Origin of the sequence: Bradyrhizobium sp. LA6.8, assembly GCF_040547935.1 — a bacterium.
In the GTDB taxonomy this organism is placed as follows: Bacteria; Pseudomonadota; Alphaproteobacteria; order Rhizobiales; family Xanthobacteraceae; genus Bradyrhizobium; species Bradyrhizobium barranii.
The window spans coordinates 36,295-61,219 of the sequence record NZ_JBEPQQ010000015.1; the positions used below are offsets into that span (position 1 = coordinate 36,295).

The following is a 24,925-nucleotide window of genomic DNA, read 5'->3' on the forward strand; positions in this document are numbered from 1 at the left end:
AGGAGTCATCTCGAACAAGTCGCCGCAGCGCTCGGCGTCGTTTCTGGTGCGGTGCCGCTTCGGAGTTGCGAGGGGCCGCTTCTGGCGCAAATCGGACATTCACGCGTACCGTTCTCTCAAATTTGTTTTCACTGATCATTATAGAAGATGCTGCGCGGTAGCGCCGCTTGTGCTCATCAAACTTTTGCGTGCAGCGGTGATAAGGAACATCTTTGGCGATAACAGCTATGTTGCATTTATCGCTTTGCTGAATTATGACGTCTTTAGGGGAATTGCAGTCTCCCCTTGAGGCTTCGGTCCAAGAACTGTGCATCGCTCGACTTGTCGAGGAATTGCACACATGGACGAAACCCGGCCTCCCATTCCTCCCATTGATTTTCTTTTGCGGTCTGCTTCTGAGCGGACGTCTGCGGATGTCGCTCCGCCACCAATGGCGTCGGCCAGGTCCGACGAACCCTCGGCTGTCGGGTGGCAAACCACACCCCGAGCCGGCAACGCCTCCCTTCAGGGGCGCAAAGCCGTGAAGACGTGCTCTTCCCTCTGCCTGCTGCCGATTTGCGTGCTCTTGTTTGCGTGCGGACCGACGGCATCGCGCAGTTCGGCCGATGCCATCATGTTCGATATGGCAGAACGGCTTGCCGATTTCGATTTCATCGCCTCAGGCGACGGCGGCCCTGGCAATTGGTCGGTCGTTGATAACGACGCCGGTCGTGGGTTGGCGCAGACCGGCCCCGAGCCAAATGAAAACCGTCTGGCGTTCGCCTTTTACCGGCCCTTCTCCGAACGTGACGTCTACGTGTCGACGCGCTTCCTGACCAATACCGGCAAGAACGACCAAGCGGCCGGCCTGGTCGTTCGGTTCAGATCGCCTGGCGACTACTAGGCCGTTCGCGCCGACGCGCTCGAGAACAAAGTCATCCTGTATCGCGTCGCCGCCGGGCGGCGAGAAATTATCGGAGGCATGGACGTCAACGTGTCGGGCGAGGCGCGGCATACGCTCGGTGTCGCTGCCAACGAGCACCGCCTCACGGTATTTTTCGACGGCAAGGAGCTTTTCGTCGCGAACGACAGAAGGTTTCCGGGTCCTGCCGGGAAGGTCGGCTTGTGGACCCAGGGCGACAGCATGACCCTGTTCGAAAGCCTCGAAGTATCAACCATCCATTAGTTGAAAAATCCAGACGACCAAAAGGAGAATTACGATGCGCTACCAACTGGCACCGCTTCATTGTCGTCCCTGGACGTTGAACGGGATCTCCGCACGCCTCATCGAAAGCCACTACGAAAACAACTACGGCGGGGCCCTCAATCGCTTGAACACCATCTCCGAGGAGATTGAGCGCCTCGATCTCGGTGACGCTCCCAACCCGACTCTCGCCCGGCTGAAGCGCGACGAGATTGTCGCGCTCAACTCGACGCTTCTGCACGAATTGTATTTTGCAAGCCTCGGCGGCGACGGACGCGTCGTGCCGGACGACCTTGCAAGCGCGATCGCAAAGGATTTTGGATCGGTGGATCGCTGGCGCCAGGAGTTCGTCAGCATCGCGTCCGCGCTGGCCGGCGGCTCGGGTTGGGTGCTGCTGACCTATGTTCCGCGAGACGGTCGGCTCATCAATTAGATCGCGTCGGAACACAGTCAAAGCATCGCTGGCGGCGTCCCGATCCTCGCCCTCGATATGTACGAGCACGCCTTCCACCTGGCGTTCGGCGCGAACGCCGGCGCCTACGTAGCCGCCTTCATGCGCAACATCGATTGGTCCGCCGTGAAGCAGCGCTACGAGGATGCCAGCAAGGTCGCGCCACCGCGGCCCCTCGAGCAAAAGGAGTTTGCCGACGTACCGTCGATCTCCGTCGAGGAAGTGCGGGAGATGATGAAGTCGGGGACGCCGGTTCAGATCATCGATACGCGCCCGAAGCACTACACCACGAAAGCCCAGGACATCATGGACGGAGCCGTATGGCGCGACCCCGAACGCCTCGACGATTGGATCGGCACCTTGTCGAAGACCGAACCCGTCGTCACGTTCTGCGTCTACGGCTTCCACATCGGGTGTCAGACGGCTTCGGCACTACGCAAGGCGGGATTTGATGCCCGGTACATGGCGGGCGGACATTACGCCTGGAAGGCAATCAAGGGCCCGGTGAAACTCTTCGAGTGACCCGGTCGGTCCGATAGCGCGGGTACCCGCCCAATGCCTTACCTTCAACGCCGCAGCGCCATCATCGCAACCATGCTTTTCTTCATTGGAGTGAGTGACATGTCAAACCATGCGATCAGCTTCGAGAGCACGCAGACGGGTGCCGCCCCCGAGGGGTGGACCTCGACCCTCACGGGATCGGGCGACCCAAAATGGACGGTCGAAAGCGACGAGACGGCGCCGTCGAAATCGAAGGTGCTCAGGCAATCCGGCCGGGCGACGTACCCGCTGCTGCTGAAGAACGACAGCAGCATCAAGGACGGCTTTGTCGAGATCAAATTCAAGGCCGTCGCGGGATCGCAGGACCGCGCCGCCGGTATCGTCTGGCGGGCAAAGGACGCGAACAACTACTACGTGACCCGGGCCAATGCCCTCGAGGACAACGTCGTTCTCTACAAGACCGTCAACGGCGTCCGAAGCCCGCTCGACATCGTCGGCCGCAAGGGAGGATACGGAACCGATGTCAAGGTTCCGGCCGACACCTGGCACAGCCTGCGCATCGACTTCAGCGGCTCGCGCTTCCGCGTCTCCTTCAACGGCAAACAACTGTTCGAGGTCGAGGATTCAACCTTCGCCGGCGCCGGCAAGATCGGGCTGTGGACCAAAGCCGACAGCGTGACGCTGTTCGATCAAATCACCTACGGCGAAGCGAAATAGGCAGGGGAGAGTGACCGGCGCTTTTAAGCGGACTTTTCAGCGGGAATTCGATCGAGGCGTAATCGATGTCGGTGATCGGTGAACAGGCGAGCGCCTCCCATCACAGCAGCGAGGGTTCCCAATCCTGTTCCACCGGCGATCAAGAACATGATTAAGAGCTGATATTTAACAGCGTCTACTGGTTCGAAGCCCGCAAGAATCTGGCCGGTCATCATACCCGGCAGGGAAACAAGGCCGATCGCCGCCATGCTGTTCATGATCGGCATGAAGCCGCTTCTCAACGCGTCCCGTATGACCGGCAGCAGGGCCTGATGCCGGGTGCCGCCGAGTGCGAGACAAGCTTCTACGGCGGCTCGTTCGCGCACCAGGCTATTTGTCAGTGCGTCCAGACCCAGGCTTATCCCGGTCATGGTGTTGCCCAGGATCATGCCCAACAAAGGCAGCGCATAGCGCGGGTGATACCAGGGATCCGGGCGCAGCTCGGTCAAAAGTGCAAACATCGTGACGGTACCGGCGGCGAGCAGCGTGCATCCCGCGCCCAAGCCGTAGCTCCAAATGGCCGGTAGGCGCCGCTTCTGCCGCGCGACGATCTCCCGCGAGGCGAAGAGAACCATGATGAAGGCGGCGAGGGCGGTCCAGAGCGGCGACACCGCAGCAAACAAGAACGTCAGCACGTATCCAACGAGAACGAGCTGAAGCACCATCCGCACGGTCGCGATGGCCAGTTGTTTTTCAAGCTTGAGGCGGAGGACAAGCGAGAGAGCGCCGTCCATGACGACAAGGAGGGCGGGCAGCACCAAATCACCGTATGCCAGTTGGATGTAGGTCACGGCCGATTTTCCACGATGCTACCATCGGCACTCATCGCAAATATTCTCGCCCCGATGCGGCGGGCTTGAGCGTTGTCGTGGGTGCTCCAAACGACGCTCGTTCCATCCGCAATGCGTTCGGCTATCAAGGATTCCACGGCCGTAGCGGATGCAGAGTCGAGCGCCGAGGTTGGCTCGTCCAGCAGAAGCACGCGCGATCGCAGCATGAGCGCCCGCACAAGCCCCAATCGCTGTCTCTCGCCGGTCGAAAGTCTTTGGATCGGCCAAGGTCCGCAGTTGTCCGGTAGCCCTAAGCGCGTGACCAGGGGTAGGGCATCATCCCAGACCGTGAAGTGCTCCTGCACGATGTCCGACCACCAGCCAGGCTCGGCGGCGAGGTAGGTCACTCGCTTTCGCCAGGCGGGGGCCGGCATCGCCTCCCTGAGCGCTCCGTCCAGCTTGACAGTTCCCTCGTTGGGATCGAGATCCGCGATGGAGCGAAGCAGCAAGGTCTTCCCGACCCCGGAAGGCCCTTGCAGGGCGACGCATTCGCCGTCCTGCAAGTCGAATGACACGGAGATGTGCAGGCGCTTGAGCCCGCTGACCGTCAGCATGGCGTCAATGCTTGCGCTGCAAGCGGTCGGCAACTCGCCTCGCGATCTCCGCCGGCGCCTCGCCCGGGTAAGGATGCACCGAGCTGACGTTGATCTCACCGAGCACGTAGCTGTTGCTCCCATCAGCCTGGACGGGGCCGAGCATGAAGTCGGCGTCCCAGATCATGGGCAAGTCGTCTTGCGCGATATCGAGCAACGAGGTTAGCTGCGGCGTCCACTCGTCCTCCATCAACCGACGCAGCCGCTGGAAGCGCGGGTCTGCGTTGGACGAATAGAGCCGTGGTCCAGCCTCGGAACGCGCGGCCGGCGAATCGACCAAGGCTTTGACTTTGTGGTGGCCGAAGCCGGCGCAGCGATCGCCTGCCATGTAGCAACGCACGACGCCCTCGCTCAGGCGAGGCTGGAACGGTTGGTCGATCACGCTGCCGTTCTCGAAATACTCCGCGCAGCGACGGAGAAAATCGTCCAACGACAGTTCCTCGGGCGTGTCCTTGGTCGCGTCCAGCACCCTTATCGTGGAGGAGGCCGGCAGACTCTCGACCTTCCAGACGCCTTGGCCGCCATTGCCCCGGTTGCGCTTGATCACGCGCGGACCGGCGGCGAGCCGCGTCGGTAACTCGGCGCGCATCGCCGCAGCGGTTTGATACAGCGCCGTGTCGCTTCCCCAGCCCATCGAGCGGGTACGGTACAGAACCTCCTTGGTGCCCATCTTCAGGATGACATCGGGATGGGCACTGACCCAGACGCCATGCGCCGCGACGTCCCGCAGCAGGGCGTCGAGAGCGGCGCGGTTTCGGCCATCTTGAATGGGGTTGACCCAGACGAGCACTCCATCCACTGTGAGCAGTTGTTCCCGGACGGCGTCCGCAAAGCACTCGTCGTAGATCGTGGGACGCGCATCGACGCCGACGGCGGCGAGCGCTTCGAATACGTCAACAAAGCGGCTGATTTTCGGGGGAGTATCTCGACGCGCGACGGCATCTCCTCGCGAGAGGATGGCGACGGTACGTCGGGGAGAGGGTCGTTTTTCGGTGTCCATGCGCGAGCTCCACGAATTGCGTGCTGCGCAGAGCTTGGACCGAAGTCTCACGGGGAGTCTGCTTTTCCCCTCGGAGACACTCTACGTGAATCCGTCCGGACGTTTCAAGATGTCCGCCGCGGCGAGCCGTCGAATGGCCTCGATGGTGCCAGCAGGCTGTTCCGAATCGTGGTTCCGATAGGGATTGAAATCTTCGTGACGTCGTCTCGATGATTCTCGGAGCGCTCGCGAAGACGCGGGTTGACAGTCCGGCCGTCTGGGCTTTTATTCGGGGCTCGGGGATGTGCGATCTCCCCGCGAGGCGACATGCCCAAGTATCGCGTCCTGGATCACCAAGGGCGCAGCATGTCATCATCATACACCACGATTTCACCCGACAAATTGTCTCGACTGATAGGTACGGCGGCGGCGCCGACGCTTGTCGACGTTCGCATCGACGAGGACTTTTCGGCCGACCCGCGACTGATTCCGGGGGCCGTGCGGCGCTCGCACCTCGACGTTCAGGATTGGGCGTCTCGCCTGACGGGCAAATCGGTGGTCGTGGTCTGCCACAAGGGCAAGAAGCTCAGTGAAGGCACCGCGGCATGGCTGCGGTGCAGCAACGTCGCCGCCGAAGTCCTCGAAGGCGGCCACGTCGGCTGGAAGGAAGCGAACCATCCGACTGTTCCGGCCAGCAAGATCCCTAAACGAGACGGGCGAGATCGCACGGTGTGGGTCACGCGAGCTCGTCCGAAGATAGACCGGGTCGCCGGCCCATGGCTGATCCGCCGTTTCGTCGATCCCGCCGCCGTTTTTCTGTTCGTGACGCCTGCAGAGGTGGACGCCGTGGCCGAACGCTTCGACGCCACGCCTTTCGACGTCGAGAACGTGTTCTGGAGCCATTGCGGAGAACTCTGCACCTTCGACGTGATGGTCAAGGAGTTCGGTCTGTCGACGCCGCCGATGGAGCGGCTCGCGACGATGGTCCGCGCCGCCGACACCGGACGTCTCGATCTCTCTCCGGAGGCGCCCGGGTTGCTCGCAGCCTCGCTCGGTCTATCGCGCATGTTCGACGACGACCTCGAACAGTTGAATGCCGGCTTTCTCCTCTACGACGCGTTCTACAGATGGTGTCGCGACGCGACGAAGGAGACCCACAACTGGCCGACCAACAAGGTGAAGCAATGACCGATTTCGCGGCAAACCAGAAGGTCGGCGCGCAGGAGCACGCGCACGGCATCTCCTTCAATGAGGCGCTTCTCGTCTGGATGCGGGTCGCGATCCTGAGCTTCGGAGGGCCGGCCGGCCAGATCGCGGTCATGCATCGCATCCTGGTCGAGGAGAAAAACTGGATTTCAGAGAGCCGATTCCTTCATGCGCTGAACTACTGCATGCTTTTGCCGGGTCCCGAGGCGCAGCAGCTCGCCACCTACATCGGCTGGCTGCTACACCGGACCACGGGCGGCATCGTGGCGGGAGGTCTGTTTATCCTGCCCGGCATTTTCGCGATCATGGGGCTCAGCTACATCTATGCCGCCTACGGCAATGTCGGATTCGTCGAGGCGTTGTTCTTCGGCCTCAAGGCGGCGGTGCTCGCCATCGTGATCCAGGCCGTGGTCCGCGTCGGCAAGCGCGCGCTCCGCAATCCGATCATGGTTGCGCTGGCGGCTATCGCCTTCGTCGCGATCTTCTTCTTCGGGGCGCCGTTTCCGCTGATTATCGCCGCCGCCGGCCTCATCGGCTTCGTCGGCGCCCGGCTTGGCCGGCCGGAGTTCGCTGCGCTTGAACATGGCGGCAAGAACTCCGCCGTGATCGACAGCATGCTCGGCGAGGGGTTGCCTGATCACGTCACGCCAAATACCGCGCGCACGCTTCGAGTGGGCGCCGCCTGGCTTGCGATCTGGCTCGTTCCCGTTTTCGCGATCCTCATCGCGCTGGGGCCGAACGACGTCTTCAGCCAAATCGCGATCTTCTTCAGCAAGATGGCGATGGTGACGTTCGGCGGAGCGTACGCCGTGCTCGCCTACGTCGCGCAGCAGGCCGCCGAATACTATCACTGGGTGACCCCGCGGGAGATGCTCGACGGTCTCGGCATGGCGGAAACGACCCCCGGGCCTCTCATTATGGTCGTTCAGTTCGTGGGCTTCATCGCCGCCTTCCGCGAGGCGAGCGGGTTGTCGCCGATGCTGGCGGGAACGCTCGGCGGACTTCTGGCGACCTGGGTGACGTTCGCTCCCTGCTTCCTCTGGATCTTCGTCGGGGCGCCGTACATCGAGGCGCTGCGGGGCAACAAGGCGCTCGCCGGCGCGCTCTCGGCCATTACCGCCGCCGTCGTCGGAGTGATCCTCAATCTGTCGATCTGGTTCGCGCTCCACACGATCTTTCGACAGACGGTCGCAGTGCACGAATTCGGGCTGTCGTTCGACGCGCCGGTGCTGACCAGCATCGACTGGCCGGCGCTCGCCCTGTCGCTCGCGGCAGCCACGGCCATTTTCCGCTTCAAGGTCGGGATGCTCGTCGTTCTGGCCGCTTCCTGCATCACGGGGGTTCTGTTGCGCTTGGTGGGCGTCATCTAGGGGCAGCACAGACCGACTTCACCTGGGGCTGGGACATGACCAGGAGAACGAACATGCGGACACTGACGATATATCGGGTAGCCACCTTGCTGGTGGTGATGGCGGGGCTGTCGCCTGCCCATGCCCTGACTCAGGAAGAGCTCGTCGCCAAGATTCAGGCGGCCGGCTACTCGCAAGTCAGCGACATCAAGTCGACCGCGGAAGGCACCACCGCGAAGGCGGTGAAGAACGGTAAGGAAGTGCGGCTCGTCGTCGACAGCAGCGGCCAGATCAAAGAACAAAAAGACTGAGCAAGGAACATCGCGATGAGAATAGCAATCTTGGCAGTGATCGGCATCGGCGCTTGTATCCTAGCGCCGACTTCGGGACCGTTCATCCCGGCGGCCCATGCGCAGAACGTCGACTGGCAGAAGGTCGATGAGACGCTCGGCCGCAAGCCCGCCATCTCGGACGACGTCCACCGCTTCGGTTTCCCGCGCACAGACCTCGCGGTGACTCTGGACGGAGTGACGATCAAGCCGGCGCTGGCGCTGGGCGGCTGGGTCGCGTTCAAGCCCGCACATGGCGGTGCCATGGTCATGGGTGACCTTGTACTGCTCGAAACCGAGATCAATCCCGTGATGGCGAAGATGATCGCGAGCGGTCTCGAGATCACCGCCGTGCATAATCACCTGCTGCGGGCGAGTCCGGCGACCTTCTACATGCATGTCGCCGGCCATGGAGACCCCCTCAAGCTCGCCTCGGCCATCCACGACGCCCTGGCCGAAAGCAAGACGCCGCTAACCGTCCCGGCGCCGGCGAGCCCGCCGCCCGCCGTCGATCTCGACACGGCGAAGCTCGACCAGATCATCGGCGTTAAGGGTCAGGCCAATGGAGGCGTCTACCAGTACAACGTGAAGCGGCGCGATCCGATCACGGAGGACGGCATGCCATTGACCCCGGTCGGCGCCATGGGCGTCGCCATCGGCATCAATTTCCAGCCGACGGGGGGAGGCAAGGCGGCCATCACCGGCGATTTCGTCCTGACCAGCGACGAGGTCAATCCAGTCATCCTGGCGCTGCGGACGCACGGCATCGAGGTGACGGCGCTGCATAGCCACATGCTGGACGAGCAACCGCGGCTTTTCTTCATGCATTTCTGGGCGAACGATGATGCGGTCAAGCTCGCAGAAGGCCTGCGCGCGGCGCTCGACAAGACCGCCAGCACGAAGAGCTGAGCCAAAGAGCGAACGGAGGATTCGAAGATGCCCTACCAAGCCAAACCCATGCCGTTCGATCCGAAATCGATCAGCGGCATCTCCGAAAAAGTGCTCGTCAGTCACTACGAAAACAACTACGTCGGCGCCGTCAAGCGGCTAAACGCCATCGGGGCGCAGCTCGCCGAACTGGACTTCGCCCAGGCGCCGAATTTCGTGATCAACGGTCTGAAGCGTGAAGAGCTGATCGCGTCCAACTCGATGATCCTATATGAGGTCTACTTCGACGGGCTCGGCGGCGCCGAGAGCCCCAGCGGTGCTCTCGCCGACGCGATCACGCGGGACTTCGGCAGCATGGCGCGCTGGCGAGCGGAGTTTTCGGCGATGGGTAAGGCGGAAGGCGGGGGTTCGGGGTGGGTGATACTTTCCTACTCACCCCGCGACGGACGGCTCGTCAACCAGTGGGCCGCCGATCATACGACGACGCTCGCCGGCGGTCGTCCGGTCCTTGTGCTCGACATGTATGAGCATGCCTATCACATGGATTTCGGCGCAGCTGCAGCGCGCTACGTCGACGTCTACATGGAAGCCATCCGGTGGGACAACGCTGCCGGACTGTACGAACAGTACACCAGGCAAACCTGAGAAGCACATGATGAGGAGACCACTAATGCGAAATCGAATTGCAGGGCTGTTCGCGCTGGCTGCTCTGTTTGCAGGCGGACAAACTGTCCAGGCGCAGACCTGCAAAGTGTGCGCCGAGCAGCGGGCCGCATGCATGAAGAACTATGCGGGACCGGCATGCAAGACCGAGTACCAGATGTGTCTCAAGTCCTGCAAAAAGTGAGGGCGGTCCGGTGAGCAACTTGGCTACGACGTGTCTCATCGCGGCACTCGCTACCGGTGTGGGCGGCTTGGTCGCCCTCGATGGCTTTGTCGCGGCCGAGACCCTTCGGACGTTGACCGGAGGGCAGATTCGCAAGGCCTTCACGGGAAAGCAGCTTACGGATGAGGTTCACTATCGGTTCGTCTATGAGGGCGATGGGACACTGCGGAGTTACTCGATGGGTGTGAAGCAGGTCGGCAAATGGCGTATTGAGAAGGATGAGCTCTGCCTCTTTCTCAAAGAAACGGAAGATAGCTGCTATCGGGTTACGCAGAGCGGCAAACACTTCGAATTGACGCCGACCGGGCTTGGCGGACCACTCGACGGTATCTTGGAGCCCGCATTTCACGGTGATGGTGACAGGTGATGACGACGACAACGACGAGCATCGAGCGCGGTAGGATGGGCGAGCTTGTGCGCTATTTCCTTCGACTTGGCTTCTCGGCTTCGGCGGTCCCGTGGCCCGGGTCGGCCAAATGGAGCGCGAGCTCGTCGACGGCAAAAAGTGGCCGACCAAGGGGCAGGCGCTCGAGGCTATCGCAATCTGCCGGTCGGTCGGCCTGATCGCCTATCCGGTGCTGCAACCCGACTTCGGTGACGGTGCACTAGGTGAGCGCAAGGGAGCACAGATGTCCCGCTGGTTTCGGTTATTGGTCGTGGTGCTGACCGGCATTGTGCTCGACGGTACCGCGACGTCCGCTCAATCGGAAGACGGCGGCCCCCTTCAACTTGAGGCCAAGATCCCGCTCGGCCACGTGCGTGGGCGTATCGATCACATGGCGGTTGATCTGAAGCGACAACGATTGTTTGTCGCCGAGCTCGGCAACGACAGTGTCGGTGTCGTCGATCTCGCCACGCGGAGCGTGATGCGCCCGGTATCCGGGTTCAGCGAGCCTCAAGGTGTTGGCTATGAGCCGTCTACCGATATGCTTTTTGTAGCCAATGCGGGGGACGGCTCCGTCCGAGTCCTCGACGGCAATGACTATAAAGCGAGGGGGCAAATAGAGCTGGGCAGCGACGCGGACAACATCCGCATCGATGCGGCTGCGCAACGCGTCATCGTCGGCTATGGCGATGGCTCATTGGCATATCTCGATGCCACGACCCACAACAAGGTCCAGAGCACATCGCTGAAAGCGCACCCGGAAAGCTTCCAACTCGATCCGAACTCCGGCCGAATTTTCGTTAACCTTCCCAATGCTCGCGTCGTGGCGGTGGTGGACCGGAAGTCCGGAAAGCAAGTCGCGAACTGGCCAGTAGACAAGGGCGGCAACTATGCGATGGCTATCGACCTCGAGCGAAATCGGCTCCTCTTGGCGTTTCGCAATCCGCCGGCGCTCGGCGTTCTGGAGCTAGCCGACGGCAGATCGATCTCGACCGTCGACACCTGTGGAGATGTCGACGATCTCTTCGTCGATGCCAGGCGCAACCGCACGTATGTTAGTTGCGGCGAAGGTTACGTCGATGTGTTTGAAACCAACGGCACGGCGTACCAGAGAATCTCGCGCGTTCCGACCGCAGCGGGCGCGCGAACGTCGCTATTCATTCCGGAGTTGAATCGGTTGATCGTGGCCGTCCGAGAGAGCTTGGCTGAACCCGCTGCGATCTGGATTTTCAAGCCGGTACCCTGAAGAAGCTGGCAGCCGGGAGTTCGGCATGTCCATGCGCAATCGACTTACGCAACGGACCTCGAAGGGCCTTGGAGGGGCATGGGTCGCCGCGCTGTGCCTGATGATGTGGTCCCGGCCCGTATCGGCGTATCGTCCGTTCGATGGCACCGATGCCGCGGTCGCGGCGAAGGGCGAAGTGGAAATCGAGCTACAGCCTGCCGGTCGCTTACGTGATGAGAGCGGCACCAGCTTGATCGCACCGGCCGCTGTGATCAACTATGGCTTGACCGCTGATTGGGAGGCCGTGCTCGAAGGCATTGGTCAGACGCCGCTTTCGCCATCTGGATCAACGAACGTGACCGCTGCGGGAGCGTTCCTGAAGCACGTACTGGTGCCGGGAAGCCTCCAGGATAAGACAGGCCCGAGCGTTGCGACCGAGTTCGGTGTCCTGTTGCCCGACAGTACCGGCGCTTCGGGTGTGGGCGCAAGCTTGGCCGGCATTGTCTCCCAACGCTGGGACTGGGGAACGATCCACCTCAACGCCGAGACCGCGTTGACCCGCGATCATCGCGCTGATGTCTTCGTTGGCGCGATCCTCGAGGGACCCTCGAGCTGGACAGTCCGTCCGGTCGCGGAAGTCTTCTACGAAAATGAATTCGGCAAGATGGCGACGGTATCCGGCCTAGTCGGCTTAATTTACCGAGTGAGCGACAATCTCAGCTTCGACGTGGGCATCCGTCACGCGTCAACGAACGGGCACCCCGTGAACGAAGTCCGGGCCGGTCTGACCTTCGGCTTTCCGCTGTCAGTTATCGGAGGGCGCGCCTCGCATCGAGGCCCATCGCCGGGCTTGCCGAGATAGCTCAGCGATCCAGACGATCAGGATGTGCACGCCAGTCGCGGCCGACGGTCTCATGATCCTTGTCCGCGCCGACGGACCCAACATTGTCGCGATTGCCTTCCTGCGCCTTCCAGTCTCGGCCGATCGTCTCGTTCGCGGCGCGGTTCCGGTCCTGTTCGCGAGCCTGATCCGCCTGCGCGGGCGTTTGCGCTGGTTGCACCGCAGTTTGTGCCTGCGTCGGTACCGTCATTGCCATAAACGCGAGTGCGCCTACGAATGTGGAGAGCGTCGAAGTCGGTATTGAACTCTTCATGGAAATCTCCTCGCTTGGTCCTTGAAGCTAACGGAACGGTTTCGAGTTTGTTCGAGTTTCACGCAGAAGATTCTCTCGGTGCGACGCGTCTGGGGATCACGGGATCACGATGTGCACCTTGCCGTGCTCATCCGGTACTGTTACCTTGAAGTTCCGGGGACGGGCAGACTCCCCGACAGACGGCTTCCGTCCAAGCTCTGCGCAATGCTCGGTATTCGAGGAGATTGCGCATGGACGACCACCTCCCTGACCATAAATCGAGTTGGACGCGCGTGCTTTCGTAGCGCAACGAGCGAGCCGCTCATGTGTCAGCGCAGCGCATTTGCGCAACCGCGCATTCGAAGCCTTCCCGCCGGATGGACGTCCATCCAAGCGTTTGGGGGCCCGACCAATGGATGGTCTTTTCTTCGTCTTTGCTCTCGCAGCGCTCGTCGGCGGCCTCGTTAGCGGTTTTTCCGGATTTGCGATGGGCTTATTTGTGTCGGGCGTGTCGCTGCTGTTGTTCGCGGGTGCGTCGTTGATCGCATCGACGCTGCCTTTGTCCTTCCACCCGTTCTAGAGAACCACATGCCCCTGAAAACGCATGGCGTCATCGCCATACCGAACGGCTTGAACAGCGACTTCGATCACGCCGCGTTCGCCCCGAAGACACGCCGAGTCTTTATCGCCCACACCGTGCGAGACTGCCTCGAAGTCATCGATCACGACTCGCAGTCGCACGTTGCCACCTGCCGGGCTTTCCTGGGGCCGCCGGGGCGGTCGCTGACGAGGGGGAATTCTCGCGACCAACCGCGGTGCCGCGACGATCACGTGGCTGGACGCTGCGACCCACGAACTTAAAGGCGTCTTTCCGTAAGGGCAGCGGCCCAATGGTGCCGCCCTCGTCAAGCGCAAGGGCATCGGGATCGTGGCCTGTATAGGCGACGCCCAGCAAGGTCCATCGCTGCAATTCATCGATCTGAAGGAGATCAGGCAGCGGGCGATCGACCTGCCGGGTCGCCCGCGGTGGTGCGTGACCGACGCTGCTGCGGAGCGGGTTTTCGTCTGTATCCGTGAGCCATCGATGATCGTGAGCGCTCGACTGCCCGATCTCGGCGACGTCATCCATTGGCCGCTGCCATCAGGCGGCGCCACGGATTGGATATCGATCACTTCAACCACAGGCTACGCTGCCTGCGACGACGGCGCCCTGGTGGAGGTCGACAGCACCTGCGGAAAAATTATGAACGTCTGGCCGATCGCCGGCCCTCCCGACGTGACGTTCTTCAACCAACACTCCGGTCGCGCACACGTTGCGATCGGAGAGCCGGGCGTGATCGAGACGATCGATCCGAAGACTGGTGAACATATTAGGACCCCGACGGCATCGGGAGCACACACCACGGCTTTCGTGGCGCCGGATCGGCTCTACGTGATTTCGCCGAGCCACGGGGTGTCATCGTGCTGGAGGACACCTGACTTTTCATGGCAATGGCGGACATACCGGCGCTGGCGCGTTGGATCACGGCCGCCGCATGTGGAGATCGTCGATGACGAACGCGTGGGCGTGGTTCTGCTTCTCGCTTTCCAGGTGCGGATGATCGGGAGGCAGGTTTGCGTGTTCGTGCCTGATCACGTCCGGATCCGCTGCGGGGCCGCCAAGCGAGGCCCGCGCCGGCGAGCGCGACGATGGCGAGCGCAAACAACGTCCCAGCGAGTCCGATCGCCGGGCCTAGCCAGCCCGCGAGAGGGTAGGTCAGCAGCCAGCACAGGTGCGACAGCGCGAACTGAGCGGCGAACACGGCCGGTCGGTCCGCAGCGCCGGCCGACCGGCGCAACAGGCGCCCGGACGGCGTCATGACGGCCGAGTATCCGATCCCCAATAGTGCCCACGTCGGCAGAAGCGCGTACCTGACGCCTCCGTTACCTCCGGATATCGTCATGATCGATCCGAAGACGACCAGCACTGCAGCCAGCATTCCCGCCGACGAGAGCATGATCCTTCGGTCGGGCAGCCGATCGAGCAGGCGAGGCAGCAGGAGCGCGGCCGCCATCGAGCCGCCGCCGAAGCAGGCGAGTGCGAGCGCGACGTTGCCGTCAGTTCCGCCCAGCGCGCCCTTCACCAGGACCACGGTGTTGACGAATACCATCGATCCAGCTGCGGCGACGGCGAGATTGAGCGCCAACAAGCCGCGCAAGCGGGGCGTCGCCAGGTAGATGCGCATGCCGCGCGTCGTATCGTCGTAGAAGCCGTGGCGGCGACGCGTTGCCGGCGCTTGCGGAATCGTTACCGAGACCACCAGCGCGGCCGAGCAGAAGAAGCCAATCACGGTTCCGAAGAAGAGCCCGTTGAAGGTGACCAGGGTCAGCAAGGCGGCCGCAAGCGTCGGGCTCAGAAGACTTTCCAAGTCATACGCCAGGCGGGACAGAGAAAGCGCCTGCGTGTAGTCGCGCTCCTCCGGAAGCACGTCCGGGATGGTCGCCTGAAATGTCGGAGTGAAGGCGGCAGACGCGGACTGCAGCACGAAGATGAGGACGTAGACCTCCCAGACTTGGTCGATGAAGGGCAGCGCGATCGCGACCGCGGCACGGGTCAGGTCCATCGCCACCAGGAAGGTTCGCCGCGGCAAGCGGCCTGCGAGACCGCCTACGACCGGCGCGACGAGCACGTAGGCGACCATCTTGATGGCGAGCGCCGTCCCCAGCACCGCCCCGGCGTTCTCGCCGGCGATACGGAACGCCAGCAACCCCAGCGCTACGGTCATCAGTCCCGTCCCGATCAACGCGATGACCTGGGCGGCGAACAGATGACGGTAGGTGCGGTTAGCAAGGACTGACAGCATGGGCCGTTACTCCGCTGCGCGGTCGTGGATGAGGGGCGCGACCGAGCCGCTGCGCCTGCCCGCCCGCGGCGGGGACGGCGAAGCGGGCGTACAACGCGGGTAGAACGACCAGCGTGAGCAGGGTCGCGGTCAGGAGCCCGCCGATCACGACGGTCGCCAGCGGCTTCTGGACCTCGGCGCCCGTACCGGTCGCCAGCGCCATCGGCACGAATCCGAGAGAGGCGACGAGCGCCGTCATCGCGACGGGTCGAAAGCGGGTCAGCGCCCCCTCGCGGATCGCCGTTCTGTGATCTACCCCCTCGAGGATCAGCCGCCGGATCTGCGTCAGCATGACCAGACCATTCAGCACGGCCACGCCGGACAGCGCGATGAAGCCGACGGCCGCCGAGATCGAGAAGGGCATACCGCGAAGCCACAGCGCAGCGATTCCGCCGGTCAGCGCGAGTGGAACCGCGCTGAAGACGAGCGCCGCGTCCCGTGCCGAGCCCAGGGCCCCGAACAGCAGCATGAATATCAGCGCAAAGACGCCGGGCACGACGAAGACGAGGCGCTGGCGCGCGACCGCGAAGTTCTCGAACTGGCCGCCCCAGGCGAGATAGCTACCCGGCGGCAGCTTCACCTGTTCGGCGACCTTCGCTTGCGCCTCCGTCACCAGCGAGCCGATGTCCCGACCTCGGATCTCGGCCGTCGCCACCACGCGGCGCTTGCCGTTCTCGCGACTGATCTGGTTGTAGCCGACGGTCTGATCGAACGAGGCGACGTTCCGGAGCGGGATGGACGCCGCGGGTGCGTTCGGATTCGCATGCGGGAGCGGGACCGGCAGCTCCTCGAGCGCCGGGATGCTGTCCCGCAATTCGTCCGGAAGCCGCACCACGATCTTGAAGCGTCGGTCGCCCTCGAAGACCAGACCGGCGTCGGTGCCTCCGATCGCGGTCGCGATCAGGTCCTGCACCGAGGCCAGACTCAGGCCTCGCCGCGCGATCTCCCCCTTGTCGATATTGATATCCAGGAACGGGAGACCGGTCGTCTCCTCTGTCTTCACGCTCTCGGCGCCGTCGATCTTGCGGATGACGTCGGCGATCTGGCCGGCGGTCTTCTGCATCCGCTCGAAGTCGTCGCCGAAGACCTTGACGGCCAGATCCTCGCGCACGCCGGCGATGAGCTCGTTGAACCGCATCTCGATCGGCTGCGAGAAGCCGATCCTGTTGCCGGGCAGCTTTGCGGTCACCTCCTCTATCTTCTTGATCAGATCTCCCTTCGTCATCGAAGGATCGGGCCATTCGTCCTGCGGCTTGACGATGATGTAGGTGTCCGACGAGGACGGCGGCATCGGGTCGGCGGCAAGATCGGGCGTGCCGGTGCGCGAGAAGACGAACGAGACTTCTTCCAGCGTGCTGATCTGCTGCTCGATGAGAAGCTGCATCCTCTGCGACTGCGCGAGCGCGGTCGACGGCACGCGCTTCACCTCCATGACGATGTTCTTCTCGTCGAGGGTCGGGGTGAATTCTTGGCCGAGACGCACGAACAGGAGCACGGCGCCGACGAAGAGAAGCCCGGCGCCGGCGACGACGGGCAACGGCCTTGCGATCGAGCCCGCGAGGAGCGGGGCGTACCAGCGCTTCAGCGTCCGGACGATGACGTTCTCGCGCTCGGTGACGCGTCCGCGGATCGCGATGGCGACGGCCGCGGGGACGAACGTCAGCGAAACGACGAAGGCTACGGCCAGCGCGATCATCACGGTGAGCGCCATCGGCTCGAAGGTCTTGCCCTCGACGCCGGAGAAGGCGAGCAAGGGCGTGTAGACCAGTATGATGATGATCTGACCGAACACGGAGGGACGGATCATCTCGACGGTGGAGGCCGTCACGGTGTCCAGGCGCTCCTGCAGCGACAGGGCGCGGCCGAACTCGCGTTGGCGCTCCGCGAGGTGCCGGAGGCTGTTCTCCGCAATGATGACGGCACCGTCGACGATGAGGCCGAAGTCTAGCGCACCGAGGCTCATGAGGTTCGCGCTGATCCGTCCCTGCAGCATCCCGCTCGCTGTGACGAGCATCGTGACCGGTATGACGAGGGCGGTGGCGAGTGCGGCGCGGAAGTTTCCCAGCAGGACGAAGAGCACGGCGATCACCAGGAGCGCGCCTTCCGCGAGATTCTTGGCGACCGTGTGAATCGTCGCGTCGACCAGTTGGGTGCGGTTGAGAACCGTGTGGGCGTAGATTCCTGGGGGCAGCGTCCTGCCGATCTCCTTGATCTTGGTGTCCGCCGCGGCCGCTACCGTCCGGCTGTTGCCGCCGATCAGCATCAGCGCGGTGCCGAGAACGACTTCGCGCCCGTCGACGCTCGCGCTGCCGGTTCGGAGTTCTTTTCCGATCGCGACCTCGGCAAGGTCCCTGACGCGGACCGGCACGCCGCCACGCGTCGCGACGACGATGTTCTCGATGTCTTCGATGTTCTCGACGCGGCCGGCGGCGCGTACCACGTATCCTTCCCCGTTCTGTTCGATGTAGTTCGCGCCTCGGCTGGCGTTGTTGGCCTCGATCGCGTCGATGACTTGCTTCAAGGACAACCCGTAGCCAACGAGCTTCGCCGGATCGGGCTGCACCTGGTACTGCTTGACGAAGCCGCCGATGGCGTCGGCGCCGGCGACGCCGGGCACGGTCTTCATCTGCGGCCGGACGATCCAGTCCTGCACGGTCCGGAGGTAGACGGTGCGCTGGAAGTCGTCGGTCAGTCGCTCGCCTTCCGGAGTGAGGTAGCTCCCGTCGGCCTGCCAGCCTGGCTGCCCGTCACGTATCGGGGCGTGGGTGCCCGGCTTTTCGTATTCAACGGCCCACCAGTAGATCTCGCCGAGGCCCGTCGAGACCGGACCCATCCGGATGTCGACGCCGGGCGGCATATTGGCCTTGGCTTCGTTGAGACGCTCGGAGACGAGCTGCCGCGCGAAATAGATGTTGGTCCGGTCGGCGAAGACTGCGGTGATCTGCGCGAAGCCATTGCGCGAAAAAGAGCGTGTCGACTCCAGACCGGGCATGCCGGCGAGCGCCGTCTCCAGCGTGACCGTGACCTGCTTCTCGATCTCGACCGGCGTCAGTGCGGGCGCCACCGCGTTGACCTGCACTTGGACGTTCGTGACGTCGGGCACGGCGTCGATGGGAAGCTTGGTCAGCGACCAGAAGCCGGAGGCAGCCGCGGCCAAGGTGATCAGCACGACAAGCCATCTACGGCGCACTGAGAATTCTACGATGCGTTCGATCATCGCTCAGTCCTCGTCGCCGGGCTTGGATACCTCCGCCTTGAGCGGGAAGGTGTTCGAGGCGGCGACGGTCTCGCCGACAGCCAGGCCGGAGACGATCTCGACGACCGGTCCGTCCCGTCCGCCGAGCACGACATTGCGCGCTTCGAAACCGCCCTTGGTCCGGACGAAGACGGCCTTGCGCCCAACGACGGTCTGGATCGCGGCGAAGGGGACGGCGACCGCCGCATCATGCCTTTCGACGGCAATGTTCGCCGTGACGAAGGAGCCGGGGCGCCATCGGCCGCCGGCGTTGTCGAGCGAGACCACGACGCGGGCCGTGCGCGTGTCCTTGTCGAGTAGCGGGCTGACGAACGTGATCTTGCCCGAACCGGTCTCCGCGATTCCACGTACGGCCACGGCGACATCCTGGCCCTCCCTGACCAGGGGCAGGTCGATCGACGAGACCGCCAGTTCCACCCAGACCCGGCTGAGGTCGACGATGACGAAGAGCTCGGTCTCCAGACTGTCTCGTCCGACCGCGGTGCCGAGTTCCACCTTTCGCTCGACGATGCGTCCGGAGATGGGGGCGCGGACGTTCTGGCTGCGCAACGTCCCATCCGGCGCCTGCGGTAGACCGGCGATCTCCGCATCGCTGACGCCGAGCGCCATCAGCTTCTGGCGAGCGATGCCGAAGCGCATTTCGATCTGCGCCGCCGCGTTGCGCGACTTGATGTACTGCTGTTCGGGGACGGCGCGGCCTTCCCATAGCGATTTGTCGCGCGCGGTGAGGTCCTGCTGCAGTTCGTTCGAGAGTTTGGTGGAGAGAAATTCGCTTTTGGCGTCGGCGACCTCGCGGCTCTCCAGAACGCCCAGGATTTCGTCTTTCGCGACGTCGTCGCCGATGTTCTTCCGCAAATCCGCGACCGTGCCCGAAACTTTGATGGAGACGTGCGCGACCCGGCCTGCATCGGGAACGATCGTGCCGGGGACCGTCAGCCGCTTGGCAATCGAAGCAGGCCCCGCCTGACGGACTTCGATGCCGGCGAGCTTGATGCGTTCGTCGTCCATGACGATGGCCGCCCGCTTCGCGGAACCCGACTGCGCGCTTGCCGGCACGATGGCGCCTGCAATCGCCGCAAGCGTCACGACGAGAATCGTGGAAGCCGTCCGTACACGCAGGACCATTTGCTGCTCCGCTACAGGTAGCGCGAGATCGCCTTGAACTCGGCGAGAACGCTCTTGGTCGACTTGCCCGACCCGCCGTTGGCGGCAGCGTCCAGGCAGTTGTCGACGTGATCGTGGATCAGGGTCTTCTTCGCCTCGGAAATCGCCTTCTCGACGGCGTGCAGTTGCTGCGCCAGGTCGAGACATGGTCGACCATCAGCGAGCATCGCGATGACTTTCTGGAGGTGCCCGTCGGCCCGCTTCAGCCGCTTGACGATTTCCGGGTGGCTTTCGTGGACGTGGTCCTTGCTCATGGTCCGATATCCTATCCTCTGGGAGGGGATACCTGAGACCAAAGGTTCCTGCAACGAGCCCGTGGGGCCGCTCGGCACGGCAAATCGACGCGGCCGCGGTTCAGATCATCAATTCGTGCAGGCCCGACCAGCCCGTGTAGAGGCCGACCAGGACGATCAACGCGGCGGAAACATAAGGCGCGCGATGCGCGAAGCGGCTGAAACCACTCCAGTGGCGTTCGACGTGCCGGATGCTGAGAGCGGCGACGACGCCTGCGGATACCATCGTGATGGCCAGGCCGATGCCGAAGCAGAGCACCAGCACGAAGCCGAGGCTGAACTGCTTCAACTGGATGCAGAGCAAAAGAACGGTGATGGCCGCCGGGCACGGGATCAGGCCGCCGGTGAGACCGAACAGTACGATCTGCGGCGTGGTGACGGTGCGTCCCGCGAAGCGCTTGCGGATGTCGGCGGCATGAGCGCGGGCGTGCGCGTCGTCCTGTTCGCCGAGATCCATGTGGTCGTGATCGTGCTCCTCGAACAGCACCTCGGCGACGTCGCCGGCGAGCGCGAGGCGCGCCTTGAAGGCGTGCGGCTCCGGTATCTCACCGAGGCTTTCCACGTATCCGTCGCGGTCGGCGAACGCGAAGGTCTGCTCGGTGCCGTCGGCGCGAACGGTCGTCACCCGGACGTCGGCGGAGGATAGGCCGCCGGCCTTGCTGCGGATCCGCCAGCGCGGCGGAACGCCTTTCTCGAAGATCTCGATCGACAGAGTCCGGCCCGCGAGCGTGACGACCTGCGGTTCGTCGTGATGATCGTGAGCGTGTTCCTCGTTCTGCTCATGCCAGGTGCGCCAAACCATCCAGGCGGCGACCCCGAGGATGACGGCCGCGGACACGATCTGAAGATAGGCTTCGCTGCGTTCTCCGGAGAGATCTTGGCCGAAGTAGAGGCCGAGAAGGGCGATCGCCCAAACGACGGCGGTGTGCGAGGTCGTCGCCGACAGCCCGAGAAGCACGGCCTGGAAGACCGTGCCGCGGATCGCGACAATGAAGGCGGCCATCATGGTCTTGGAGTGACCGGGCTCAAGCCCGTGCAGCGCGCCGAGCAGGATGGCGCTGGGGACGAACAGCCAGGTGTGTGCGCTGCTCTGCTGGAGCAGTTGCGACAGATCGATCATGCGATTCACTTCAGGTAGGTTCTGACGACGTCGATCAAGTCCGCGGCGCCCTTGGCCTTCTCGGGATCCTTCTCTCGATCCGGATCCACGACGTGATGCCGGATGTGGTCTTCGAGAAGTTCAGTGGTCAGACCGCCGACGGCGCCCCGGACCGACGCGACCAGCATTAGGACATCCGTGCAGCCGAGTTCGGCCTCCAGCGCACGCTCGATGGCCTCCAATTGTCCTTTGATGCGTTTCACCCGCGCCAGGAGCTTCGATTTCTGCTTGATCGTATGTGACATGACCATAATATAGGGGGGTATCCTATTGGCGTCAAGTTGGAGCGGTCCATGGCGATCGGATCGTGGTCTGGGAAGTTGAGTCTGGGACTACAGCGTGTTTCGATACTTCGGTCGTCGGCACGCGGTGCTTTGCTGTATTGCGCCCTTCTGATGTGTTCGACACTCGAGGCCAACTCCAGAGGCAGCGGCGTTGGCAAAGACGACCCGTGGAATCCCCATCACATCGACGGGCTGCCCGCCGAGGTCAGGCAGTACATCGCCGCGATTTGCAGAGGGCCGGCTGCCGCCCAGCATGATTTCGCCACCTACCTCCCTCAAGAGAAGCGCTGGCGCATCAACCTCGAGTACCTCCACTGCGACGGTCTGGAGGACAGATATCGGCAGGGTGGTCAATGCTTGGACGTCGACTTCGTCGAGGTCGGGTCGCACTTTCGTCTCGCCAGCAAGCAATACAGGAGCTGCGGGTTCTGAGCAGGACGTTTTACGGTCGTCGCAGGTCCAACCACGCCAGCGTTCTCTTACTCCGCGCCACGTTGCCCTGCGAAGCCGCGCTATGGCTCTTTCATGGCGTCGACCGCCGGCGGAAATTTAAGGGTTGGGCCAGAACTCGAATGAGTCACTAGATTCGGCGACTGACGGCGATCAGGCCGTGCGGTGCCACTGCAAATTGCCTTTGGCTAGTCGCTTGACGGCACTGTTTTCGATGACCGATTTATTGGACGGGCTTTTGTCGAAGGCGAAATCCCCTTTCCCGGTAGCTCAAACGGTGGGTTTTGATGTAGGAAGGTCGAAAATGCTTTATCTTTCAATGGAGATTGACTGACACTCTCTCCGCCACGGACCCGCGCAAGCGCCTTGGAAGAATCCGCGCAGCAAGGTCTGGTGGTTTCGTCGCCGCGTTCCCTCGAAGTACCGAGTTCTCGGGCTTCCCGCCGAGATCAAGCTCTCGCTCGAGACCAAGGACTGGGACGATGCCGACGATCTGTGTCAGAGCATAAACCTCGATATCGAGCGTCGCTGGAAAGCCGGTCTCGAGAATCTAGAAAGACCGCCGATTGACACTCGCGCTCCAATTGGTGGGCCCTTCGCCTCTCACCGCCACGCAGCGGAAACGCGATGACGCGTCCGAAACTGGGCGATCGCCGTCTCCTGCCGATCGAGCTTGCGCGTGAGAGCGTCGATCTCGCCGCGACGAGCCAAGGCGAGCTCCGCGACATGCTGCTGAAACAGCCGCTCATCCGCATTCGTCCAGCTCGATGCGTTACGGCCGCGCTGCCTTCGCTTCGTCCGGTCGGTGATCGTCAGCCGTTCGGCCCGTGACGCGATCTGGCGCTCGATGAGGCCGAGACGGCGCTGCGTCTCGGCTTGCGCGGCTTTCATGCGCGCGAGTAGGAGGCGTTGGTCTTGACGCTCAATCATCGCTCCGTCCTCACGGGCCATAGAGGAGGCGGACTCGTCGGGAGTGTTGTCGTCCGGGAGGGACACCGCGGCGATGGATGAAGCGACGTCGTCGCCAGCGACGCCCCGCGCCGAATCGATGCCAGCGTGCTTGCGCATGCCTGGCGTAAGGATGCCGTCGAGTGCGTAGGCGATGGCGCTCTCGGGATAATGGTGCACGTGCATGAGGAGATCGACGGCGACAAGGCATTCATGGCTGAATCTCCTTTCTGTCGACGTCAGCCGGGCAGGGCTTCGGCGCGTGGATGGATACGCGCACGGCGCACCTCCAAGCATCGGTGCCGGTGAAATGCCGTCGGAGCCGCGGATGCCAGACGACGAGGACCGGCGTTTCGCCGTCCTCGGCAGTGGCCGTGCGCCAGCCGAAAGCTTTGGCAATGAGGCGCCATGGCATGGATCACCTCCATCCGACGATGTCGGAGGGGCCGCCGTAGACCTGGTGGCGCGCCTCATCGATCACGAAGCCGAAGCGGCTGACCTGATATTCGTCGGAAGGGACGAGGAAGCGACGCTCCTCAGTCCCGGGCCCGCGCTTGCCGCCCGGCGTGGCGACAGTTTCGACGAAGCCGGCCGCGTGCTTCGAGGTGATAGCCGACACGACGATCCAGTCCCGCGCGTGCGCCTGCTCAAAGGCGCGGCGGTCCTTTTCGTAGAACTCGCCCGGCTTGAGGATCGCGCCGAAGATCGTCTCCCAGGCGTCCGGCCAACTGTCCTTGATCGTTCTCTCGGCGCAACGGCGTTCGAACGCCGTGAAGACATGCGGGAAGGTGATCGCCACGATCGCCCATTCGGCATCTTCCTCGTACCAGCCACCCTTCGAGCGAAGCATGGGGTGGACCTTGCGGTTTCGCTGGGCCGAGAGCTTGAAACCGCCGTGCCCAGCCGCGGAATGCGCCGCAACGCCTTCAGCGTAGACGGTCGCGCCCTGCGAGGCGCCCCAAGGCGTGTGGTCGCGCGAATGGACTTCGACGCGACCGAGCATCCTGCGCTCGCGTTGATGCTCGGCGTTTTCGAGCACGCGGGCGCGGAATGCGACCTCGTCGGCGAGCTCACCGGAGTGTCCGTAGAAATTGGAGCGCGTCCATTCGCCCATCGGGCGAGAGATGCGCCAGCCCGTCACGAGAAAATGCCGGCCGTCACGGATCGGCGCCATCGCAAAGGCCGTCTCGCCGACAAGCGCGACGAGAAGGCCGTCAGCGCTGCGGCCAAAAGAGACGCCCTGGGTTTCTGGGGCTTGGTCGGAAGCGGGAGACAACGCGTTCATGCCGCGGTCCTCCCCTCGATGATGTCGGCGCCTGCCTCGTCGGCCGTCACTTCTTGCAGCACGGCGTGCGGATAGCCGTGGCGTGTCAGCCACTCCTTCGCGTCCGCCTCGTTCGTGGCGAGATAGACGAGTTCGGCGTCATCACCGGCGCGGTCGAGCACGCGGACCGAGCCGATGGCTGGACGTTCGACGACGGTGAAGTGGAGCTTCGACTCGAGCGAAAACGTCCGGTGGACGCGGATGGCGATGACGCCGCCGGCGCCATAGTCGACCTCGTGCAGGGTGAAACAGGCCGACAGCGAGACATTGCCGACGCCTCGTCCGCCCCGCTTTCGGATCAGGCGGCCCCCGCTATTGCTGGACTGCCAGGCGGCGAGTTTCTTCCTGAAGCGCGCCGGCGGCTGCGGCGTTCCGTCGGACCAGGCGATAATCGAGCCGATGGGTGCGTTGTCGAAGATCGTGTGCGCGGACATCGTGTCCTCCTCAGTTGCGTGTGCGTGGAAACAAAGC

General features: G+C 63.3%; 27 protein-coding genes and 2 pseudogenes. 16 read left to right on the top strand and 13 right to left on the bottom strand.

What is annotated here, in order from left to right; translation table 11 throughout:
* The first annotated feature begins 340 nt into the window (after window positions 1-340).
* The 5 genes and pseudogenes from ABIA90_RS42575 to ABIA90_RS42595 all read left to right on the top strand — a co-directional run bounded on the left by ABIA90_RS42575 (window position 341) and on the right by ABIA90_RS42595 (window position 2,852).
* Window positions 341-883 (top strand): hypothetical protein, encoded by a 543-nt coding sequence (locus ABIA90_RS42575; RefSeq protein ID WP_354122501.1) that lies wholly within the window; start codon window positions 341-343, stop codon window positions 881-883.
* A gap of 78 nt (window positions 884-961) precedes the next feature.
* Window positions 962-1,165, top strand: a complete 204-nt coding sequence (locus ABIA90_RS42580; protein WP_354121952.1) for a hypothetical protein — start codon at window positions 962-964, stop codon at window positions 1,163-1,165.
* Between the two features lie 34 nt (window positions 1,166-1,199).
* Window positions 1,200-1,760: pseudogene (locus tag ABIA90_RS42585) on the top strand (superoxide dismutase); the annotation flags it as partial.
* Entirely contained in the window at window positions 1,737-2,156 is a 420-nt protein-coding gene (locus ABIA90_RS42590) for a thiosulfate sulfurtransferase GlpE (RefSeq protein WP_354121992.1), read from the top strand. The pseudogene ABIA90_RS42585 and the gene ABIA90_RS42590, both read left to right, overlap by 24 nt.
* A gap of 99 nt (window positions 2,157-2,255) precedes the next feature.
* Window positions 2,256-2,852, top strand: coding sequence for a 3-keto-alpha-glucoside-1,2-lyase-like domain-containing protein (locus tag ABIA90_RS42595; protein ID WP_354121951.1), 597 nt, complete (start codon window positions 2,256-2,258; stop codon window positions 2,850-2,852).
* A gap of 23 nt (window positions 2,853-2,875) precedes the next feature.
* Here the strand turns inward: ABIA90_RS42595 and ABIA90_RS42600 are convergent, their stop codons facing one another.
* From ABIA90_RS42600 to ABIA90_RS42610, 3 genes are read right to left on the bottom strand one after another with little or no spacing between them, the layout of a single operon-like run.
* On the bottom strand, window positions 2,876-3,682 hold the full coding sequence (locus tag ABIA90_RS42600) for an ABC transporter permease (RefSeq protein WP_354121950.1): 807 nt from the start codon (window positions 3,680-3,682) through the stop codon (window positions 2,876-2,878).
* On the bottom strand, window positions 3,679-4,275 hold the full coding sequence (locus ABIA90_RS42605) for an ABC transporter ATP-binding protein (protein ID WP_354121949.1): 597 nt from the start codon (window positions 4,273-4,275) through the stop codon (window positions 3,679-3,681). The genes ABIA90_RS42600 and ABIA90_RS42605 overlap by 4 nt, the downstream gene beginning before the upstream one ends.
* A gap of 4 nt (window positions 4,276-4,279) precedes the next feature.
* Window positions 4,280-5,314 (bottom strand): Cj0069 family protein, encoded by a 1,035-nt coding sequence (locus ABIA90_RS42610; RefSeq protein WP_354121948.1) that lies wholly within the window; start codon window positions 5,312-5,314, stop codon window positions 4,280-4,282.
* 306 nt (window positions 5,315-5,620) lie between these two features.
* On the opposite strand from ABIA90_RS42610, the gene ABIA90_RS42615 reads away from it, so the two are divergent.
* From ABIA90_RS42615 to ABIA90_RS42650, 8 genes are all read left to right on the top strand, one after another.
* Window positions 5,621-6,481 carry a chromate resistance protein ChrB domain-containing protein gene (locus ABIA90_RS42615; protein ID WP_354121947.1) on the top strand — a complete coding sequence of 287 codons (861 nt, stop codon included), beginning with the start codon at window positions 5,621-5,623 and terminating at the stop codon, window positions 6,479-6,481.
* Window positions 6,478-7,869, top strand: a complete 1,392-nt coding sequence (gene chrA, locus ABIA90_RS42620; protein ID WP_354121946.1) for a chromate efflux transporter — start codon at window positions 6,478-6,480, stop codon at window positions 7,867-7,869. Before ABIA90_RS42615 ends, chrA begins: the two co-directional genes overlap by 4 nt.
* A 53-nt stretch (window positions 7,870-7,922) precedes the next feature.
* On the top strand, window positions 7,923-8,159 hold the full coding sequence (locus ABIA90_RS42625; protein WP_354121945.1) for a PepSY domain-containing protein: 237 nt from the start codon (window positions 7,923-7,925) through the stop codon (window positions 8,157-8,159).
* 15 nt (window positions 8,160-8,174) lie between these two features.
* Window positions 8,175-9,086, top strand: coding sequence for a DUF1259 domain-containing protein (locus tag ABIA90_RS42630; RefSeq protein ID WP_354121944.1), 912 nt, complete (start codon window positions 8,175-8,177; stop codon window positions 9,084-9,086).
* Window positions 9,087-9,113: 27 nt separating this feature from the next.
* Window positions 9,114-9,710 carry a superoxide dismutase gene (locus ABIA90_RS42635; RefSeq protein WP_354121943.1) on the top strand — a complete coding sequence of 199 codons (597 nt, stop codon included), beginning with the start codon at window positions 9,114-9,116 and terminating at the stop codon, window positions 9,708-9,710.
* 212 nt (window positions 9,711-9,922) lie between these two features.
* Window positions 9,923-10,318: a hypothetical protein gene (locus ABIA90_RS42640; protein WP_354121942.1), complete on the top strand. Its 396-nt coding sequence runs from the start codon at window positions 9,923-9,925 to the stop codon at window positions 10,316-10,318.
* A 109-nt stretch (window positions 10,319-10,427) separates the two neighbouring features.
* On the top strand, window positions 10,428-11,582 hold the full coding sequence (locus ABIA90_RS42645) for a YncE family protein (RefSeq protein ID WP_354121941.1): 1,155 nt from the start codon (window positions 10,428-10,430) through the stop codon (window positions 11,580-11,582).
* Window positions 11,583-11,607: 25 nt separating this feature from the next.
* On the top strand, window positions 11,608-12,423 hold the full coding sequence (locus ABIA90_RS42650) for a hypothetical protein (RefSeq protein ID WP_354121940.1): 816 nt from the start codon (window positions 11,608-11,610) through the stop codon (window positions 12,421-12,423).
* Window position 12,424: 1 nt separating this feature from the next.
* On the opposite strand, the gene ABIA90_RS42655 is transcribed toward ABIA90_RS42650, so the two are convergent.
* Window positions 12,425-12,658: a hypothetical protein gene (locus ABIA90_RS42655; protein WP_354121939.1), complete on the bottom strand. Its 234-nt coding sequence runs from the start codon at window positions 12,656-12,658 to the stop codon at window positions 12,425-12,427.
* Between the two features lie 379 nt (window positions 12,659-13,037).
* Here ABIA90_RS42655 and ABIA90_RS42660 point away from each other — a divergent pair, with 379 nt between their 5' ends.
* A complete protein-coding gene (locus tag ABIA90_RS42660) occupies window positions 13,038-13,274 on the top strand; it encodes a hypothetical protein (protein ID WP_354121938.1) in 237 nt (78 codons plus the stop codon).
* Between the two features lie 790 nt (window positions 13,275-14,064).
* On the opposite strand, the gene ABIA90_RS42665 is transcribed toward ABIA90_RS42660, so the two are convergent.
* The 6 genes from ABIA90_RS42665 to ABIA90_RS42690 all read right to left on the bottom strand — a co-directional run bounded on the left by ABIA90_RS42665 (window position 14,065) and on the right by ABIA90_RS42690 (window position 21,693).
* Complete coding sequence (locus ABIA90_RS42665; protein WP_354121937.1) at window positions 14,065-15,537, bottom strand: MFS transporter; 1,473 nt, start codon at window positions 15,535-15,537, stop codon at window positions 14,065-14,067.
* Window positions 15,518-18,793 (bottom strand): efflux RND transporter permease subunit, encoded by a 3,276-nt coding sequence (locus ABIA90_RS42670; RefSeq protein WP_354121936.1) that lies wholly within the window; start codon window positions 18,791-18,793, stop codon window positions 15,518-15,520. The genes ABIA90_RS42665 and ABIA90_RS42670 overlap by 20 nt, the downstream gene beginning before the upstream one ends.
* 3 nt (window positions 18,794-18,796) lie before the next feature.
* Window positions 18,797-19,957, bottom strand: coding sequence for an efflux RND transporter periplasmic adaptor subunit (locus ABIA90_RS42675; protein WP_354121935.1), 1,161 nt, complete (start codon window positions 19,955-19,957; stop codon window positions 18,797-18,799).
* An 11-nt stretch (window positions 19,958-19,968) separates the two neighbouring features.
* Window positions 19,969-20,250 carry a metal-sensing transcriptional repressor gene (locus tag ABIA90_RS42680; protein ID WP_354121934.1) on the bottom strand — a complete coding sequence of 94 codons (282 nt, stop codon included), beginning with the start codon at window positions 20,248-20,250 and terminating at the stop codon, window positions 19,969-19,971.
* A 100-nt stretch (window positions 20,251-20,350) separates the two neighbouring features.
* Window positions 20,351-21,409, bottom strand: coding sequence for a nickel/cobalt efflux transporter (locus ABIA90_RS42685; RefSeq protein WP_354121933.1), 1,059 nt, complete (start codon window positions 21,407-21,409; stop codon window positions 20,351-20,353).
* Between the two features lie 5 nt (window positions 21,410-21,414).
* The gene (locus ABIA90_RS42690) at window positions 21,415-21,693 is read right to left on the bottom strand and encodes a metal/formaldehyde-sensitive transcriptional repressor (protein ID WP_354121991.1); all 279 of its coding nucleotides are present in this window, start codon (window positions 21,691-21,693) and stop codon (window positions 21,415-21,417) included.
* Window positions 21,694-21,741: 48 nt separating this feature from the next.
* On the opposite strand from ABIA90_RS42690, the gene ABIA90_RS42695 reads away from it, so the two are divergent.
* Both ABIA90_RS42695 and ABIA90_RS42700 read left to right on the top strand, forming a co-directional pair.
* Window positions 21,742-22,164, top strand: a complete 423-nt coding sequence (locus ABIA90_RS42695; protein ID WP_354121932.1) for a hypothetical protein — start codon at window positions 21,742-21,744, stop codon at window positions 22,162-22,164.
* A 409-nt stretch (window positions 22,165-22,573) separates the two neighbouring features.
* Window positions 22,574-22,813: pseudogene (locus tag ABIA90_RS42700) on the top strand (DUF6538 domain-containing protein); the annotation flags it as partial.
* Here ABIA90_RS42700 and ABIA90_RS42705 read toward each other — a convergent pair.
* The 3 genes from ABIA90_RS42705 to ABIA90_RS42715 all read right to left on the bottom strand — a co-directional run bounded on the left by ABIA90_RS42705 (window position 22,786) and on the right by ABIA90_RS42715 (window position 24,888).
* A complete protein-coding gene (locus tag ABIA90_RS42705; protein ID WP_354121931.1) occupies window positions 22,786-23,316 on the bottom strand; it encodes a hypothetical protein in 531 nt (176 codons plus the stop codon). The pseudogene ABIA90_RS42700 and the gene ABIA90_RS42705 overlap by 28 nt on opposite strands.
* Before the next feature lie 232 nt (window positions 23,317-23,548).
* Window positions 23,549-24,415, bottom strand: a complete 867-nt coding sequence (locus tag ABIA90_RS42710; RefSeq protein WP_354121930.1) for a DUF7007 domain-containing protein — start codon at window positions 24,413-24,415, stop codon at window positions 23,549-23,551.
* Complete coding sequence (locus ABIA90_RS42715; protein ID WP_354121929.1) at window positions 24,412-24,888, bottom strand: UCP036055 family protein; 477 nt, start codon at window positions 24,886-24,888, stop codon at window positions 24,412-24,414. The genes ABIA90_RS42710 and ABIA90_RS42715 overlap by 4 nt, the downstream gene beginning before the upstream one ends.
* Window positions 24,889-24,925: the final 37 nt, after the last annotated feature.

Bases quoted from the DNA above. Each gene is read 5' to 3' on its own strand.
- ABIA90_RS42690 (WP_354121991.1), bottom strand. From the start codon at position 21,693: ATGTCACATACGATCAAGCAGAAATCGAAGCTCCTGGCGCGGGTGAAA.
- ABIA90_RS42710 (WP_354121930.1), bottom strand. From the start codon at position 24,415: ATGAACGCGTTGTCTCCCGCTTCCGACCAAGCCCCAGAAACCCAGGGC.
- ABIA90_RS42705 (WP_354121931.1), bottom strand. From the start codon at position 23,316: ATGCACGTGCACCATTATCCCGAGAGCGCCATCGCCTACGCACTCGAC.
- ABIA90_RS42680 (WP_354121934.1), bottom strand. From the start codon at position 20,250: ATGAGCAAGGACCACGTCCACGAAAGCCACCCGGAAATCGTCAAGCGG.
- ABIA90_RS42590 (WP_354121992.1), top strand. From the start codon at position 1,737: ATGCGCAACATCGATTGGTCCGCCGTGAAGCAGCGCTACGAGGATGCC.
- ABIA90_RS42650 (WP_354121940.1), top strand. From the start codon at position 11,608: ATGTCCATGCGCAATCGACTTACGCAACGGACCTCGAAGGGCCTTGGA.
- ABIA90_RS42645 (WP_354121941.1), top strand. From the start codon at position 10,428: ATGGAGCGCGAGCTCGTCGACGGCAAAAAGTGGCCGACCAAGGGGCAG.
- chrA (WP_354121946.1), top strand. From the start codon at position 6,478: ATGACCGATTTCGCGGCAAACCAGAAGGTCGGCGCGCAGGAGCACGCG.
- ABIA90_RS42635 (WP_354121943.1), top strand. From the start codon at position 9,114: ATGCCCTACCAAGCCAAACCCATGCCGTTCGATCCGAAATCGATCAGC.
- ABIA90_RS42625 (WP_354121945.1), top strand. From the start codon at position 7,923: ATGCGGACACTGACGATATATCGGGTAGCCACCTTGCTGGTGGTGATG.
- ABIA90_RS42630 (WP_354121944.1), top strand. From the start codon at position 8,175: ATGAGAATAGCAATCTTGGCAGTGATCGGCATCGGCGCTTGTATCCTA.
- ABIA90_RS42685 (WP_354121933.1), bottom strand. From the start codon at position 21,409: ATGATCGATCTGTCGCAACTGCTCCAGCAGAGCAGCGCACACACCTGG.
- ABIA90_RS42595 (WP_354121951.1), top strand. From the start codon at position 2,256: ATGTCAAACCATGCGATCAGCTTCGAGAGCACGCAGACGGGTGCCGCC.
- ABIA90_RS42610 (WP_354121948.1), bottom strand. From the start codon at position 5,314: ATGGACACCGAAAAACGACCCTCTCCCCGACGTACCGTCGCCATCCTC.
- ABIA90_RS42665 (WP_354121937.1), bottom strand. From the start codon at position 15,537: ATGCTGTCAGTCCTTGCTAACCGCACCTACCGTCATCTGTTCGCCGCC.
- ABIA90_RS42615 (WP_354121947.1), top strand. From the start codon at position 5,621: ATGCCCAAGTATCGCGTCCTGGATCACCAAGGGCGCAGCATGTCATCA.
- ABIA90_RS42695 (WP_354121932.1), top strand. From the start codon at position 21,742: ATGGCGATCGGATCGTGGTCTGGGAAGTTGAGTCTGGGACTACAGCGT.
- ABIA90_RS42575 (WP_354122501.1), top strand. From the start codon at position 341: ATGGACGAAACCCGGCCTCCCATTCCTCCCATTGATTTTCTTTTGCGG.
- ABIA90_RS42580 (WP_354121952.1), top strand. From the start codon at position 962: ATGGACGTCAACGTGTCGGGCGAGGCGCGGCATACGCTCGGTGTCGCT.
- ABIA90_RS42715 (WP_354121929.1), bottom strand. From the start codon at position 24,888: ATGTCCGCGCACACGATCTTCGACAACGCACCCATCGGCTCGATTATC.
- ABIA90_RS42675 (WP_354121935.1), bottom strand. From the start codon at position 19,957: ATGGTCCTGCGTGTACGGACGGCTTCCACGATTCTCGTCGTGACGCTT.
- ABIA90_RS42605 (WP_354121949.1), bottom strand. From the start codon at position 4,275: ATGCTGACGGTCAGCGGGCTCAAGCGCCTGCACATCTCCGTGTCATTC.
- ABIA90_RS42655 (WP_354121939.1), bottom strand. From the start codon at position 12,658: ATGGCAATGACGGTACCGACGCAGGCACAAACTGCGGTGCAACCAGCG.
- ABIA90_RS42670 (WP_354121936.1), bottom strand. From the start codon at position 18,793: ATGATCGAACGCATCGTAGAATTCTCAGTGCGCCGTAGATGGCTTGTC.